The 14,799-nt window shown below is 38.8% G+C and carries 14 protein-coding genes; 12 read left to right on the forward strand and 2 right to left on the reverse strand.

Annotated elements, in window-relative coordinates; all coding sequences use genetic code 11:
• Positions 1 to 107: 107 nt before the first annotated feature.
• Complete coding sequence (locus tag KH893_RS00660) at positions 108 to 1,136, reverse strand: lactonase family protein (protein WP_281164239.1); 1,029 nt, start codon at positions 1,134 to 1,136, stop codon at positions 108 to 110.
• A 127-nt stretch (positions 1,137 to 1,263) separates the two neighbouring features.
• On the opposite strand from KH893_RS00660, the gene KH893_RS00665 reads away from it, so the two are divergent.
• On the forward strand, positions 1,264 to 1,632 hold the full coding sequence (locus tag KH893_RS00665; protein WP_281164241.1) for a PTS glucitol/sorbitol transporter subunit IIA: 369 nt from the start codon (positions 1,264 to 1,266) through the stop codon (positions 1,630 to 1,632).
• A gap of 61 nt (positions 1,633 to 1,693) precedes the next feature.
• On the opposite strand, the gene KH893_RS00670 is transcribed toward KH893_RS00665, so the two are convergent.
• On the reverse strand, positions 1,694 to 2,671 hold the full coding sequence (locus tag KH893_RS00670; protein ID WP_281164242.1) for a GMP reductase: 978 nt from the start codon (positions 2,669 to 2,671) through the stop codon (positions 1,694 to 1,696).
• A gap of 195 nt (positions 2,672 to 2,866) precedes the next feature.
• On the opposite strand from KH893_RS00670, the gene KH893_RS00675 reads away from it, so the two are divergent.
• From KH893_RS00675 to recA, 11 genes are all read left to right on the forward strand, one after another.
• Positions 2,867 to 3,364 (forward strand): aminoacyl-tRNA deacylase, encoded by a 498-nt coding sequence (locus tag KH893_RS00675; protein ID WP_281164243.1) that lies wholly within the window; start codon positions 2,867 to 2,869, stop codon positions 3,362 to 3,364.
• Positions 3,365 to 4,219 carry a methyltransferase domain-containing protein gene (locus KH893_RS00680; RefSeq protein ID WP_281164244.1) on the forward strand — a complete coding sequence of 285 codons (855 nt, stop codon included), beginning with the start codon at positions 3,365 to 3,367 and terminating at the stop codon, positions 4,217 to 4,219.
• A 200-nt stretch (positions 4,220 to 4,419) separates the two neighbouring features.
• Positions 4,420 to 4,935 (forward strand): tRNA (cytidine(34)-2'-O)-methyltransferase, encoded by a 516-nt coding sequence (locus KH893_RS00685; protein WP_281164245.1) that lies wholly within the window; start codon positions 4,420 to 4,422, stop codon positions 4,933 to 4,935.
• Positions 4,936 to 4,981: 46 nt separating this feature from the next.
• Positions 4,982 to 7,279 (forward strand): DNA translocase FtsK, encoded by a 2,298-nt coding sequence (locus KH893_RS00690; RefSeq protein ID WP_281164246.1) that lies wholly within the window; start codon positions 4,982 to 4,984, stop codon positions 7,277 to 7,279.
• Between the two features lie 31 nt (positions 7,280 to 7,310).
• Complete coding sequence (gene yfmF / locus KH893_RS00695; protein WP_281164247.1) at positions 7,311 to 8,579, forward strand: EF-P 5-aminopentanol modification-associated protein YfmF; 1,269 nt, start codon at positions 7,311 to 7,313, stop codon at positions 8,577 to 8,579.
• Complete coding sequence (gene yfmH / locus KH893_RS00700; protein ID WP_281164248.1) at positions 8,566 to 9,873, forward strand: EF-P 5-aminopentanol modification-associated protein YfmH; 1,308 nt, start codon at positions 8,566 to 8,568, stop codon at positions 9,871 to 9,873. The genes yfmF and yfmH overlap by 14 nt, the downstream gene beginning before the upstream one ends.
• Positions 9,873 to 10,598, forward strand: coding sequence for an elongation factor P 5-aminopentanone reductase (ymfI, locus tag KH893_RS00705; protein ID WP_281164349.1), 726 nt, complete (start codon positions 9,873 to 9,875; stop codon positions 10,596 to 10,598). The genes yfmH and ymfI overlap by 1 nt, the downstream gene beginning before the upstream one ends.
• 98 nt (positions 10,599 to 10,696) lie before the next feature.
• Positions 10,697 to 11,599: a helix-turn-helix domain-containing protein gene (locus KH893_RS00710; RefSeq protein WP_281164249.1), complete on the forward strand. Its 903-nt coding sequence runs from the start codon at positions 10,697 to 10,699 to the stop codon at positions 11,597 to 11,599.
• A gap of 17 nt (positions 11,600 to 11,616) precedes the next feature.
• A complete protein-coding gene (pgsA, locus tag KH893_RS00715; RefSeq protein WP_281164250.1) occupies positions 11,617 to 12,204 on the forward strand; it encodes a CDP-diacylglycerol--glycerol-3-phosphate 3-phosphatidyltransferase in 588 nt (195 codons plus the stop codon).
• A 92-nt stretch (positions 12,205 to 12,296) separates the two neighbouring features.
• The gene (locus tag KH893_RS00720) at positions 12,297 to 13,541 is read left to right on the forward strand and encodes a competence/damage-inducible protein A (RefSeq protein WP_281164251.1); all 1,245 of its coding nucleotides are present in this window, start codon (positions 12,297 to 12,299) and stop codon (positions 13,539 to 13,541) included.
• A gap of 74 nt (positions 13,542 to 13,615) precedes the next feature.
• Positions 13,616 to 14,659 carry a recombinase RecA gene (gene recA / locus KH893_RS00725; RefSeq protein WP_281164252.1) on the forward strand — a complete coding sequence of 348 codons (1,044 nt, stop codon included), beginning with the start codon at positions 13,616 to 13,618 and terminating at the stop codon, positions 14,657 to 14,659.
• Positions 14,660 to 14,799 lie beyond the last annotated feature (140 nt).

The raw sequence follows: 14,799 nt of genomic DNA on the forward strand, positions 1-14,799 counted from the left end.
TTGTTTTGGGTGGAAAAATGGTCAATTTAAATAGTTTTCAAGTATTTTAGTGGCTTAAAAAAGCAGTAAGAGAAAAATTGCCTCTTACCACTTAATTTTTAACAAAGTTAATTTTTAATAGCAAATTTGACGCAAACTCCTTCAGGCAATGGAAGATCCTTTTGCCGGCAGATCAGTTCGCCATTTAAGACGGAACGTTCAAATAAGGTAGCGTTATTGCTATTTTGATTAGCAGCTAAAAGAAATTGACCAGTCGGATCAATTTCAAAATCACGAGGGAACTTGCCCTCAGTTGAAATTAATTGCTGCAATTCTAATTGCTGTTTTTTCCAAGCAAAGACTGCTAGTGAGTCATGACCACGGTTAGAAACATAAACGAATTTGCCGTCAACCGAGATCTTGACAGCAGCAGCACCATTATGCTGTTGCCAGTTACTAGGAATGGTTGCTAATTGCTGGAGCAACTTAAATTTTCCAGTCGCTGGGTCGTATTGTAAGGCTGCTATTTGACTGCTTAATTCACCAACTAAAAAGGCAATCTGAGCTGTGGGATGAAAAACAAGATGACGGGGGCCAAAACCAGCTGGCAACTGCAAGATTTGTTCATTGAGCAACTGCCCATCAGCGGTAACAGAATAGGTATAGACTCGATCGGCACCTAAGTCACAGACTGCTAAGCGTTGATCAGGTGTTAGATCTGCGTAATGAATATGAGCCGCCTCTTGCTCAGGTCGTGGTCCATGACCAGTAAATTTCTTTTGAGCTAGCAACTTTAATGGTTCAGTGGCACTAGCTCGGAAAACTTTGACCATAGCAGTATGATAATTGGCCGTAAAGACTAAATGTCGCTGCGGATCAAGTCCAATATAACAAGGGGGGGCACCAAAAGCTAAATCTTTGGCAATCAGAGGAACTGATGGCGTTTGCAAAGAGAACTGGGCAATGCCGCCTTGGTTTGCTTGTTGGACAACTGAAAATAATTGCTGCTCTGCTGAAAGTTGTAAATAAGTCGGGTTAGCAATTTTAGTTAATAATTTAGGTTCAGAACACTGGCCTTGACTGGTATCTAGGACTGCTTGATAAATCCCTTGAGAAGTCCTTTTAGTGTAAGTTCCAAAGAAAATTTGTTCTAACATAATTAAGCAAACCTCCATAATCAGAGTTGTATAGAAATAAGTAATCAAATTAATCAATACAGATTCTACCGGCCATATGTTACAATAATATTGTATTTAAAACAAGTGTAAAGGAGCCTTGATGGCTATGTTAGAAGCAAAAGTTGTTGAAATTGGACCAGAGGCTGTCTCACCTGGTGATCCGTTATTGATTCTTTTTGATGAGACTGCATCACAACAATTAAGAAGAGTTTCAATCGTTCAGCGTTTTATTTCGGCAAACGACAACGGATTTCATCTTCAAGCTGGTGATCAGCTGTTGATCGATGACCAAGGCTATCAAGTCATTCACGTGGGCAAGTTGGTTGAAAATAATATGGATGCTATTGGTCATGCAACGCTTTTCTTTGAACCGGTTCCGAAACAACCGCAACATAATGGGATTTATTTGACTCCTTACCAGTTACCTCAAATTAAGGTTGGTAGTTTGATCCGTTATGTGCCACAAACTCATTAAAAAGAATTTTATTAAAAAACCAGTTAGGGAGTTATTTCCTTAGCTGGTTTTGACTTAAAAATTAAATTTGATCACCATTAAAAATTGAGTTCTTTACGATTACATAATCAACTTTTCGTAATGCAGAAAGTTCTTTTCCCCCAGCGTAAGAGATTGATGACTGTAAATCTTCACGCATTTCTTTTAAGGTATCAGCAATTTTTCCGCGATAAGGGACTAATAATTTTTTCCCTTCAACATTTTTATATTGGCCCTTTTGATATTGTGAAGCTGAACCGTAATAGACTTTATATTTTTGACCGTCTTTTTCGATTACATCGCCAGGAGTTTCTTCATGACCAGCAAATAAAGATCCAATCATACACATTGAAGCACCAAAACGAATCGATTTAGCAATGTCGCCATTGTAGCGAATTCCCCCATCAGCGATAATTGGCTTGCTGGCTGCTTTGCTGCAAAGGCGAACAGCTGCGAGCTGCCAGCCACCAGTTCCAAAACCAGTTTTCAATTTAGTAATGCAAGCTTTGCCAGGCCCAATGCCAACTTTGGTAGCATCGGCACCGGCATTTTCTAATTCGCGAACTCCTTCAGGGGTGCCAACATTTCCCGCAATCACGAAAGTACCCGGCAGCTTTTTTTTGAGATAGTGGATCATCTCGATCACAGTATCAGCATGACCATGAGCGATATCAATCGTGATATATTCTGGAACAAGATGAGACTTAGCTAAAGCATCGACTAGCTGATATTCTTTGGACTTGACGCCAACAGAGATTGAGGCAAACAGACCTCGTTGATGCATCCGCTTAACAAAAGGCAAACGCTCTTCTTCATTAAAACGATGCATAATGTAAAAATAGTCGTTTTGCGCCAACCAAACGGCTAAAGCTTCATCGATAATCGTCTGCATATTTGCTGGAACGACAGGAATTTTAAAGGTCATTGGACCAAATTTTATTTTGGTATCAATTTCTGAGCGACTTTTAACGATACATTTATTGGGAACTAATTGGATATCTTCGTAATCAAATACTTGCATAATAAGACCTCACATTCTGGATAAGCTAGAAATTTTCCACAAGCCTTGTATAATTTACTTCATAGCTAAGCAAAAGTCAAATAAAAAAACTGGATTTTTAAATAATATTCGGTTATTGCCAAAAAATGTTGATATGACTGATTAAGTTTTTATGGCTATAATTAGCTTAGAGATTATATTGAAAGGAAAATCATTATGGCAAAAAAGAAAAAAATCAAAAAAACTAATGAAGAAAGGATTTTAGATCAACATCACATTGAATATCAAGAAGTGTCTTTTGATTGGTTGAATCAAGGAATGACCGCTTTAGCAGAAGCTCAGGCAGCCGGTGTTGATCCTAAAAGCATTTTAAAAACGATCGTGTTGGAAGCTAACGGTGATGATCACGATTATTTAGTTGTTTGTCTGCCGCTGGAGTATGAAATTGATTTGAAAAAAATTGCCGCGCAGCTGGGAAAAAAGCAAGTTCATTTAGCAGATAACAAAAAGCTGATCAACATTACTGGCTATGTCCATGGTGCTAATACACCGATCGGCATTAGTTTTGCAAAAGACTTTCCAATTTATTTTGATCAGCGGATCAAATCCTTTGCACAAATTTCAGTTTCAGCTGGGAAGGTTGGACGCTCAGTTCGCGTTGATCAGCGGGCTTTAGTTCAGTTAGTCAAAGGAAAGTATCTTGAGGTCCAATAGATGAAAAAAATTGAGTTAGCGACAGTTTGGCTAGAAAATAATTTAGACCTTTTTCGTTGTCCGGATTGTCAACAGCCACTCTGTCAGATCAAAGGTTACAGTGTCGCTTGTCAGCAAGGTCACGTCTTTGACTTATCACGCAAAGGAACCCTTTTTTTGACTAGGCATCATTCAGCCAACAATTATGATGATAATAAATTTTGGCAGGCACGTCAGCGTTTATTGCAGCATGGCTTATTTGATAAAATTTATGCAAGAATCGGGACCTTGCTTCCAAAAAAGCCTTTAAATATTTTGGATGCTGGCTGCGGTCAGGGAGCAGCTTTAAATTATTTAGCACAGCAGCGAAATTTTAGTGATCAATTGGTTGGCTTTGATCTTTCAAAGAAGGCAATCAACTTGGCTACTCAAATTAATCGGCCGGCCTTTTTTTGTGTGGCAGACTTGGCAGCTTTGCCATTTACTAACCAAAGTTTCGATGTTTTGTTAGATATTTTTACTCCTTCAGCTTATGCAGAGTTTCAACGTGTCTTGCGTACCAAGGGACTGTTGATCAAAGTTATTCCAGCTAATGATTATTTAATCGAACTGCGGCATTTATTATATGAAAAGAATTCAGTGCATTATCAGTACAGTAATGAAAAAGTTCGGGATTTGTTTTTGCAACATTATCCACGAGCTCGTCAAATTCGAATAAATTATCAATTTCCTTTAAAAAATACTGATTTTCAAGATTTGTTGCAAATGACCCCTTTACAATGGGGAGCCTCTCAAAAACAATTATTATGGGCAGCTGGGCAAGACTTGCCGCAAATAACTATTGATGTTGACCTTTTAATTACAAATTTTAATTGAAAATAAACTTTTTCGTGAAAAAAGCTTGAAAAACAAAAAATTAGGTGTTTAAATTTCCTTAAGAAATCGGTTGTTAGTAATTAACGGAACTGTCGTTAGTTGCTGAATGATTGTACTTCATTTAACGTAGCCGTTCGCCGTGCCCACACCGAATGGCTACGCTTTTTTTGTCCAAAAATTTACAAATCGAGGTTTTTAAAATGACAAACCATATTGTTTTATTTGAACCGTTGATGCCAGCAAATACTGGAAATATTGCTCGAACCTGTGCCGGAACCAACACTGTTTTAGACTTGATCGAACCATTAGGATTTTCAACTGATGATAAACATTTGAAACGTGCGGGCTTGGACTATTGGGAAAGCGTTGATATTCGTTATCATGAAAATTTACCGACTTTTATGAAAGCTTTGCAAACTAATGCTAAATTTTTCTTGATTTCTAAATTTGCTCCGAAAGCTTACACTCAAGAGGACTTTCAACCTTGTGATCACGATTATTATTTTATTTTTGGCAAAGAAACGACCGGATTGCCGGAACAATTTATGCGGCAATATTATGAACATTGTTTACGGATCCCGCAAAACGATCAACATATTCGGGCTTTAAATCTGTCTAATTCAGCAGCTATCATTATTTATGAAGTTATGCGCCAGCAGAATTTTCCTAACTTAGAAATCAGTCATCATTATTCACATGATAAACTGAAGGACTAATGCTAAAATAAAAGACAGTCAAGATTTAGTTTAAGGGGGCAGCGATGTGGCCAGACGAAAAGCAACTCGGAAAAAAAGAAAAAAAAATTTCACCTTATCACCGCAAATCGTCGGTTTGATTTTTATAGCTTGGAGTCTGTTAGGAATGTTTCAAGCTGGCTTTTTAGGTGTTGCTTGTTTAAATGTTTTTCGGCTGCTGATTGGTGATTTGGGCTGGCTGGGTTTAGTTGTTTTACTTGTCTGGGGAATTTATTTGCTAGCGCTTGGCAAAGAACCAACATTTGCTCCATTGAAACTTTGGGGTGGCTTGGCGATTCTTTTAGGTCTTTGCTCATGGCTGACAGTTTGGTTTTTTTCTAAATTAGATCTGCATACGCATTTTATTAATATTACTTGGCAATATCTTTGGGCAGATTTAAGTACTAACAGTTCTGGCGGTCATGTTGGCGGTGGTCTCTTAGGCAGTCTGATTTATTCACTGACCTATTTTTTGGTCGGCCAGTTTGGTTCTTATCTGGCGGCTGCTTTAATTATCGCGGCTGGCTTTTGCCTTTTGACGGGACTGTCCTTTACTAAAACGCTGCATCAATTTTCAAAGGCGGTCATTTGGTTAATTAGACAGCTGATAACTGGTCTGAAGCTTGCTAGTAACTGGCTGGATGTTAAGCTCAAAACTTGGCATAATAAGCGGCAGCAATTAGCGATTACCCGCCAAGCCGGTCAAGCCGATTTAGCAGTTAAAAAAAAGGTTACGTCTACAACTGAGCAAGCCATTGATGAAGATACACCGGGTTTGACACAGACAGTTATTCAAACTGGAAGTTGGCAAAATGATTCTGCACAAATTCCAGCAACTGAAACTCAAATACCGGCCAAGAATGAGCTTTTAGCAACTAAAACCCAAGTTAAAGATGATTATCAGTTACCACCAATTTCATTGTTGCAAGAAGTAAAAGCAGCTGATCAAAGCTTAGAATATAAAAAAATTGAACATAACACCCAAATTTTACAGCAGACTTTTAAAAGCTTCGGTGTGGCTGTTGAAATTAAACGTGCAATTTTGGGACCATCCGTTACGAAGTATGAGCTTCATCCTGCAGTCGGAGTTAAAGTCAGCAAAATTGTCAATTTGGCAGACGACTTAGCTTTAGCTTTGGCGGCCAAGGATATTCGCATTGAAGCACCGATTCCTGGTAAACCATTAGTTGGCATTGAAGTGCCTAATCAACAAATCTCAACCGTTTCTTTCCGCAGTATTATGGAGGAACAACCAGCTGATCCGTCGCATCCTTTGCTAGTCCCAATTGGTCGTGATATCTCTGGCAAAGTTGTTCCAGTTGATTTGCAGAAAATGCCGCATTTATTGATCGCCGGTTCAACCGGTAGTGGCAAATCAGTTGCTATTAATTGTATTATTACCAGTTTGTTAATGAATTGTCGTCCAGATACGGTAAAGTTAATGTTGATCGATCCCAAAAAGGTCGAATTAGGAGTTTACAATGGGGTGCCACATTTATTAACACCAGTCGTCACTGATGCCCGGAAAGCTTCGAGGGCACTGCACAAATTAGTTGCCGAAATGGAGCATCGTTATGAATTATTTGCTAATACTGGTCAGCGTAATTTAAAGGGATATAATCAAATGATCGCCAGACAAAATCAAGAAACTGGCAGTCATGAACCATTGATGCCGTATATTGTGATCGTTGTTGATGAGTTATCCGATTTAATGATGGTTGCTTCTAACGAGGTTGAAGCAGCAATTATTCGTTTAGCCCAAATGGCCCGGGCGGCTGGGATCCACATGATCTTAGCAACTCAGCGTCCATCGGTTGATGTCATCACGGGGTTGATCAAAGCTAATGTCCCTTCGAGGATGGCCTTTGCCGTTTCCAGCGGAACTGATTCGCGAACAATCATTGATACCAATGGAGCAGAAAAACTGTTAGGTCGTGGGGATATGCTTTTTTTGCCGATGGGATTAAATAAACCGATCCGGGTTCAAGGCGCTTTTATTTCTGATCAAGATGTTGCTAATGTGGTTGACTTTATCAAACAAGAGCAGACAGCTGATTATGATGAAAAACTAATTGTTTCGGATGAAGAAGCTCAAGCAGATGCAACAGACGAACAACCGGAAGACGAGTTATTTCCTGAGGTCCTCAAATTAATTGCGCATGAACAGGCATGCAGCATTTCAATGTTGCAACGGCGCTTTCGAATCGGCTATAATCGAGCGGCACGTTTGGTCGATGAACTAGAAACTAAAGGAATCGTTGGTCCTGCGGAAGGCAGCAAGCCGCGCAAGGTGTTTATCGATCAACAGCCCAAAGATGATCAATAAATTTTAAGATTTGATCTTAGGAGGAAAAGTTTTGCGTAAACAAATCAAACCAGGAGTTTTTTTAACCGTCATCCCGATGAAACAGTTTAAGACAGTCAGAATAGCGGTTGATTTTTTAACTGAATTAAAACCACAGATGCAGACTAGCCGGCTATTACTGGCTAACTTTTTAGAAACTTGCTCAAACCAATATCCAACTCAACAAGCAATTGCTCGTCAGCTAGCTGCTTTATATGGGGCTGAATTTAGTGTTTCCAGTGGACGAAAGGGTCAGCTGCAGGTTTTAAGCTTTATGTTTGAAAGCTTGGCAGAACCATATAATCCACAAAAAAACAGTCTGCAAGCTGGAATTGATTTTTTAAATCAAATTATTTTTCATCCATTAGTGACTGGTAATGGGTTTGAAGTTAAAAATTTTGAACGAGAAAAATTAAATTTAAAAAAAATGTTGTTGTCAGTGGGTGATAATAAACAGCTGCTGACATATCTGAAATTGCAACAAACTTTCTTTAGCTCTGCGGCACAGCAGGAACCTTCATTTGGCACGTTAACTCAGTTAGAAAAGATTACTGCTCACAGTTTGTGGCAAGCTTATCGGCAGATGTTAGAACATGATCAAGTTGAAATCATTGTCTTAGGCGATGTTGACTTTGCTAAAGCGCAAGCAGCAGTGCAGACTTTTGAATTTCTTGCCAAAAATCAAAGAAATTTGCCTGTTTTCTATCAGCAAGAACTAGTAAAAAAAGCCAAGCACAGTCAGTTGCATCAGCCAGTTAGTCAAAGTAAACTTGATTTAGGATTTGCTTTACCAGTTTATTACGGAGACCAGCAATTTAGTGCTGCTTTGCTTTTTAACGCAATTTTTGGTGGATTGCCGATGTCCCGTTTGTTTTTAAAGGTTCGTGAGGCAGCTGGCCTAGCGTATTACGCCAGCAGTTCATATGACAGTTTTCGCGGCTGGCTAATGATTCAAACGGGAATCGACGCAAAAAATCGTGCTCAAGTCATTGAAATTATTTTGGAACAATTAGCTCATTTGAGAGCTGGTAGAATTACCGATTCTGAGTTAACGGATGCCAAACAGACGCTTCTGAACAATTATTATAGCCAGTTAGACAGCCAAAGCAGTGGCTTAAATCGAGCTTTATTTGGTAGCTTGACGCATAAAAGCTGGACAGCAGTTGAATGGAAAAAACAGCTGTTAGCCGTCGATTCAGCAGAGATCGCCCAAGTTGCTCAAAAGGCACAGCTGCAAGCAGTTACATTTTTAGAAGGGGAAAAATCAAATGAAAATTATTGATTATCCTGAATTTCGGGAGCATGAATGCATCACGCAACTGACGAATGGCTTAACGGTTAAAATTTTTCCTAAGAAAGGCTTCCACAAAACAGCTGCAATGCTGCGCGTTGAATTTGGTTCAATTGATGAGACCTTTGCGGTTGGTCAAGCAAAGGCTCAGCGGACTTTTCCAGCAGGAGTAGCTCATTTTTTAGAGCATAAAATGTTTGAGCAGCCGGATCATGATGCCTTTGAAACTTTCAGTCACTTGGGAGCAGACGCAAATGCTTTTACAACTTACACTAATACCAATTATTTGTTTACGACGGTTTTTAATGTCCGTGAAAATTTGGAAACACTGTTGGATTTTGTACAGGAACCTTATTTTCAACCAGCAGCAATTGAACGTGAAAAAAAAATTATCGGTCAAGAAATCAAAATGTATGCCGATGATCCTAGTTGGCAATTATATGCAGGAATTTTAGCTAATTTATATCCCAAACATCCATTGGCAAAAGATATTGCGGGGACCTTAACTTCGATCCAACAAATCACGGCAACGGATCTTTTGGAATGCTATCAGGCTTTTTATCATCCAACAAAAATGACCTTAATGGTAGCCGGCGCTGTTGATCCCAATGAAGTTCTTGACTGGATTGTGACCAATCAAGCGCAAAAAAAATTTCCTCCAGCTAAAAAAACTTTTCGGGCGAATTTAACTGCTCAAGAAATTCAAGGCCCGACAATTAAAAACAGAACAATTATTTTACCGACTCAACGAGTCAAGGTAGCCTTTGGAGTTAAAGGTACTGATTCAGTGGAAATCACTTCCAAGTCCGGTTTAAAATATTCCTTAGCGTTGGAGATGGCCAGCAGTTTGTACTTTGGCGAACTTTCCGATAATTACCAGCGCCTTTATCAGCAAGGCTTAATTGATGACAGTTTCAGTTTTGAAATTCAGGTCGATCGTGGGTTTCATTATTTAGTCTTGACCGGAGAAACTGAATCAGCTGCAAAATTATTTACCAACTTGGAACAAATCTTTTCACAAACCGCAACAAGTTCTCCAATCACAGCTAATCAATTTGAGATGGCCAAGCGAGATCTTTTAGGTGGCGAAATTGCTGCTTTGGATTCAGTTAGCAGTATTTTAAATCAAGATCAGGGATTATTGTTTGATCAAGCAACTATTTTTGACCAGATCAAAGTCATTGAAGAGTTAGATTTGATAACAGTTGTAAATGCTTGGCAATGTTTTTTGCAAACTGCGAGTTTTAGCAAATTTGAAATTGATCCAAGAGGTGAAAATCAGTGATAAAATGGGCTTTGATCATTGGTGCTTCAGGCGATATTGGAACACAAATCGCTGAGGAGCTGGCAGCTGATGGCTGGTCGTTATATTTACATTATTTTAAATCAAGTGAGCGTGCTCACCAATTGCAAAAAAAATTGACAATGAAATTTGCAAGACAAGATTTTTTGCTGGTCCAAGCTGATTTGACAACTGACCAGGCGGTGGATGAACTTAGCCAGCAGTTGTTTAGTTTAGATGCACTCATCTTTGCACAAGGAACGACGAACTATGGGCTTTTTCAAAAACTGCCAGCTAGAGAAATGGCTAAAATGGTGCAAATGCAGCTTCTGTCGCCGTTGCACTTGATTCAAGTTACGGCGGACAAATTAGCCATTAATCATTTTGGCCGAATCATTTTCATTGGTTCGATTTATGGCGGAGTTGGCAGTGCAATGGAAGTCGGTTATAGTACGGTCAAAGGAGCTTTAAGTGCTTTTGCCAATGCTTACAGTAAAGAAGTGGCATCATTAGGAGTGACCGTAAATGTAATTGCACCTGGAGCGGTTGCGACTCGCATGAACAATATGTTTTCTCCAACGGTTCGTCAAGCTGTGGCAGCTGAGATTCCTGCCGGACATTTTGCCAGCAGTCAGGAAATAGCTTACTGGGTCAAAGTGATTCTAGCTACAGAAGCTGATTATTTGACTGGTCAAACAATTTATGTAACTGGAGGTTGGCTGAAATAACCAATTCTTAATTAATATTTATCCAAGCCTATGCTATACTTAAATTAGGTTTTTAATTAAAAATGATATCGGGATTATTTAAATGGAGAGTTGTTTAAATGAGTGAAATAGGAAAAACTTTAAAATCAGCACGAATTGAAAAGGGCTATACTTTAGATGACTTGCAACAAATCACCAAAATTCAAAAAAAGTATTTGATTGCAATTGAAGAGGAAAATTTTGCGGCTTTACCAGGTGTCTTTTATGTTCGGGCATTTATTAAACAATATGCTGAGACGGTCGGCTTAAATCCAGCTGAGTTATTAAACCAATTACAGTCTCCAAAACAGCAAGTAGAAACAGTTGAAGAACCAACAACCAGAACAGCGGCTACAAAAAAAGATTTGCAACGAACGGATCGTTTCAATCATTTTTTGAATCTATTACCAACGATTATTATTGTGGCAGTAGTTGTGGTCATTTTAGGGTCGATTTACTTTGTGGCTTGGAATAATCATCAAAAGAATTCCAGTTCTCAGGAGATTCAAAGCAGCAAGGTTTCGGTTTCTTCTTCCAGTACTAAAAGTCAGAAAAAATCAGAAAATTCTACCACTAAGAAGAGTTCGCAAGCTAGTTCAAGTTCAGCAAAGCAGAATTCGACTAAAAAGAAATCAACTAAACAAAAAACTAGCCAAAAAATTAAGCTTACCAGCAATTCAGGCCAGTCTTTTGTTTATGAACTGACAACTGCTAAAAAACAAACAAGTAAAATTAAATTAACGGCAAGTGCCAAAGCTTGGAGTGCGATTTCAATTGATGGCAGTCAGCAATGGCAAGGAACATTAACTGCTGGACAATCGCATGAAGTGTCGCTTCCAGCAGATGCTACCAAACTTTCATTCAATTTGGGGAATTCTAAGGCAACTTCAATTACGATCAACGGGAAAAAATTTAACTTTTTGAAAGATAACAGTACATTGACGGTTAGAACGTTGACTGTTAATGTCCAAAGCCAAGATTGATTGAAAGGATGTTTTTGATGAACTTGCCGAATAAATTAACGGTCATTCGGATTTTCTTGATTCCGGTTTTCATGATCGTCTTATTAGTTCCCTGGAATTGGGGTGGTGTTGCGGTTGGTGGCACGGTGATTCCAGTTGCTCAGATTTGGGGAGCTGTGATTTTTGCAACTGCTTCGATTACTGATTTCGCTGATGGGCAAATTGCCCGGCGACATCATTTAGTAACAAATTTTGGGAAGTTTGCTGATCCATTAGCCGATAAAATGTTGGTTATGACAGCTTTTATTATTTTAGTTTCGCTGCAAAAAGTTCCTGCTTGGGTTGCTGCAATTATTGTTTGTCGCGAACTAGCAGTAACTGGATTACGATTGATTGTAGTCGAAAATGATGGTGAGGTAATTGCTGCCGCTATGCCTGGAAAAATTAAGACAACAACCCAAATGCTGGCAATTATTTTCTTATTTTTAAATAATATTTTCTTTGCAGCAATTAATTTTCCAATTGGTGAAATCTTGTTGTATATTTGTCTATTTTTTACGGTTTATTCTGGAATTGATTATTTTGTGCATAGCCGTGAAATTTTTGCAGATTCATTTGGCAAATAAAATTTAAATTATATTAAACCCGGGTGATTTGCCGCGGGTTTTTTTAAAGACTTTTTTGACTTCTTAGCGTATATTAAGACGGAGGGATAATTGTGAATGCTGAAATCATAGCAGTTGGAACAGAAATATTACTTGGACAAATTGTCAATACCAATGCACCATTTGTTGCTAAACGCTTAGCAGATTTAGGAATTGATGTTTACTATCAATCCGTTGTCGGTGATAATCAGCAACGTTTAACAGCTGCAATCAAATTAGCAACTACTCGTAGCAACTTAGTAATTTTAATTGGTGGCTTGGGTCCGACTAAAGATGATTTGACTAAACAGACGGTCGCAGCATTTTTAGGTAAAAAGTTACAGAGTGAACCGGTAGCTTTGAAAAAAATTGAAAGCTATTTTGCTGAAACTCATAAAACAATGACCGCAAATAATCGTTTGCAAGCATTGTATATTGCGGATTCGCTCCCACTAAAAAATGAAACTGGTTTTGCTGTTGGTGATTTTTACCGTGATCCTGCCAAAACTGATTTCTTGTTGCTTCCGGGACCGCCAAGTGAGATGCAACCAATGTTTGTTAAACAAGCAATTCCTCAACTGCAAAAGACTTATTTGAATCAACACGTGCTGGCTTCAAGGGTTATGCGTTTCTTTGGTATTGGTGAATCAATGATTGCGGCAAAATTGGCAGATTTAATTGACCAGCAAACTAATCCGACTTTAGCGACTTATGCCAAAGAAAATGAGGTAACCTTGCGATTAACAGCTACAGGTCAGTCCGATTTAGCAGCGACCAAATTACTTGATCAACTTGAGAAAGCAGTTAACAATCGGATTGGCGATTATTTTTATGGGTATGGTGATGATAATAGCTTGGCAAAAGTAGTTGTCAATTTATTGAAACAGCAAGGGTTGAGCATAACAGCAGCTGAAAGTTTGACGGCTGGAAAATTTCAAGCGACTTTAGCTGATGTTCCGGGAGTTTCACAAGTTTTTCCAGGTGGCTTTGTGACCTATTCTAAAGCAGCTAAAAAGAGCTTATTAGGGATTCCAACTGAAATTGTTGATCGTTATGGAGTGGTCAGTTCACAAACGGCTGAATGGATGGCTAAACGGGCACAAGCTCTATTACAGACGGATATCGGAGTTTCGTTTACCGGTGTAGCAGGACCAGCTAAATTAGAAGGTCAGCCGGCTGGAACGGTTTGGATCGGGCTAAGTTTTAAGGATCAGCCAGTTGAGAGCCAAGTCTTTCATTTTTCAAAAACGCGACCATTTATTCGCGAAAGAACAGTTTTAACCGGACTTGACTGGATCAGAAGAAAACTGGTAAAATAGGGCGAACGGTTGTTCGATTAATTTTTTGAAAGAATCTTAATAGACAATTATGTTTACTGAAGGAGGAATTGATTTTGGCCGATGAAAGAAAGGCAGCCTTAGATGCAGCTTTAAAAAAAATTGAAAAGAACTTTGGCAAAGGTTCAATTATGCGAATGGGTGAAAAAGCTGATACTAAAATTTCAACTGTTTCAAGTGGCTCATTAGCTTTGGATGAAGCTTTGGGAGTCGGTGGTTATCCAAGAGGAAGAATTGTTGAAATTTATGGACCTGAAAGTTCTGGTAAAACAACGGTCGCTTTGCATGCAGTGGCTGAAATTCAAAAACAAGGCGGCGTAGCGGCTTATATTGATGCTGAAAATGCCCTTGATCCAGCTTATGCAACTAACTTAGGCGTTAATATTGATGAACTGTTGCTTTCACAGCCAGATACAGGTGAACAAGGACTTGAAATAACCGATGCCTTGGTTTCATCAGGGGCAATTGATATTGTAGTTGTTGATTCAGTTGCGGCATTGGTTCCAAGGGCTGAAATCGAAGGGGAAATGGGCGACTCACATGTCGGTTTGCAAGCTAGATTAATGTCACAAGCTCTGCGTAAGTTGTCGGGTTCGATCAATAAAACTAAAACGATCGCAATTTTTATTAATCAGATTCGCGAAAAGGTGGGGGTTATGTTTGGTAATCCAGAAACAACACCTGGTGGCCGAGCTTTGAAGTTTTATTCAACGATTCGGTTAGAAGTCAGACGAGCAGAACAAATTAAAAATGGGACTGACATTATTGGTAATCGTGTAAGAATCAAAGTAGTTAAAAACAAAGTTGCTCCGCCATTTAAACGGGCTGAAGTTGATATTATGTATGGAGAAGGTATTTCTAAAACCGGTGAATTAGTTGATATGGCAGTTGAAAAAGACTTATTAAATAAAAGTGGCTCTTGGTATTCTTACGGTGATGAACGAATTGGTCAAGGGAGAGAAAATGCTAAACAATATCTTAAGGGTCATCCGGATTTGATGGCAGAATTGACTAGAAAGGTTCGCCAAGCTTACGGAATTGATCCAACTGAGGCAGATAGTGAAGATACTAAAGTAGATGAAAATTTGCCTGAAGGATAAAATTTGAATATCGACAGATTAAATAATTTTGTGAAAATGGTTCTGAGAGATTAACTGTCCTCAGAACCATTTTAAATAATTGGAAATTAGTTTATGTTGACATTGACCTAGTTTAAACCGTAAAATAACAATGTATGCAT

It is taken from the genome of Liquorilactobacillus sicerae, from assembly GCF_029916425.1.
In the GTDB taxonomy this organism is placed as follows: domain Bacteria; phylum Bacillota; class Bacilli; order Lactobacillales; family Lactobacillaceae; genus Liquorilactobacillus; species Liquorilactobacillus sicerae.

What these genes read in the sequence shown, in the direction of transcription:
- yfmH (WP_281164248.1), top strand. Translation starts at nt 8,566, where the DNA reads ATGAAAATTATTGATTATCCTGAATTTCGGGAGCATGAATGCATCACG.
- KH893_RS00680 (WP_281164244.1), top strand. Translation starts at nt 3,365, where the DNA reads ATGAAAAAAATTGAGTTAGCGACAGTTTGGCTAGAAAATAATTTAGAC.
- KH893_RS00685 (WP_281164245.1), top strand. Translation starts at nt 4,420, where the DNA reads ATGACAAACCATATTGTTTTATTTGAACCGTTGATGCCAGCAAATACT.
- KH893_RS00665 (WP_281164241.1), top strand. Translation starts at nt 1,264, where the DNA reads ATGTTAGAAGCAAAAGTTGTTGAAATTGGACCAGAGGCTGTCTCACCT.
- KH893_RS00660 (WP_281164239.1), bottom strand. Translation starts at nt 1,136, where the DNA reads ATGTTAGAACAAATTTTCTTTGGAACTTACACTAAAAGGACTTCTCAA.
- KH893_RS00710 (WP_281164249.1), top strand. Translation starts at nt 10,697, where the DNA reads ATGAGTGAAATAGGAAAAACTTTAAAATCAGCACGAATTGAAAAGGGC.
- pgsA (WP_281164250.1), top strand. Translation starts at nt 11,617, where the DNA reads ATGAACTTGCCGAATAAATTAACGGTCATTCGGATTTTCTTGATTCCG.
- KH893_RS00670 (WP_281164242.1), bottom strand. Translation starts at nt 2,671, where the DNA reads ATGCAAGTATTTGATTACGAAGATATCCAATTAGTTCCCAATAAATGT.
- KH893_RS00675 (WP_281164243.1), top strand. Translation starts at nt 2,867, where the DNA reads ATGGCAAAAAAGAAAAAAATCAAAAAAACTAATGAAGAAAGGATTTTA.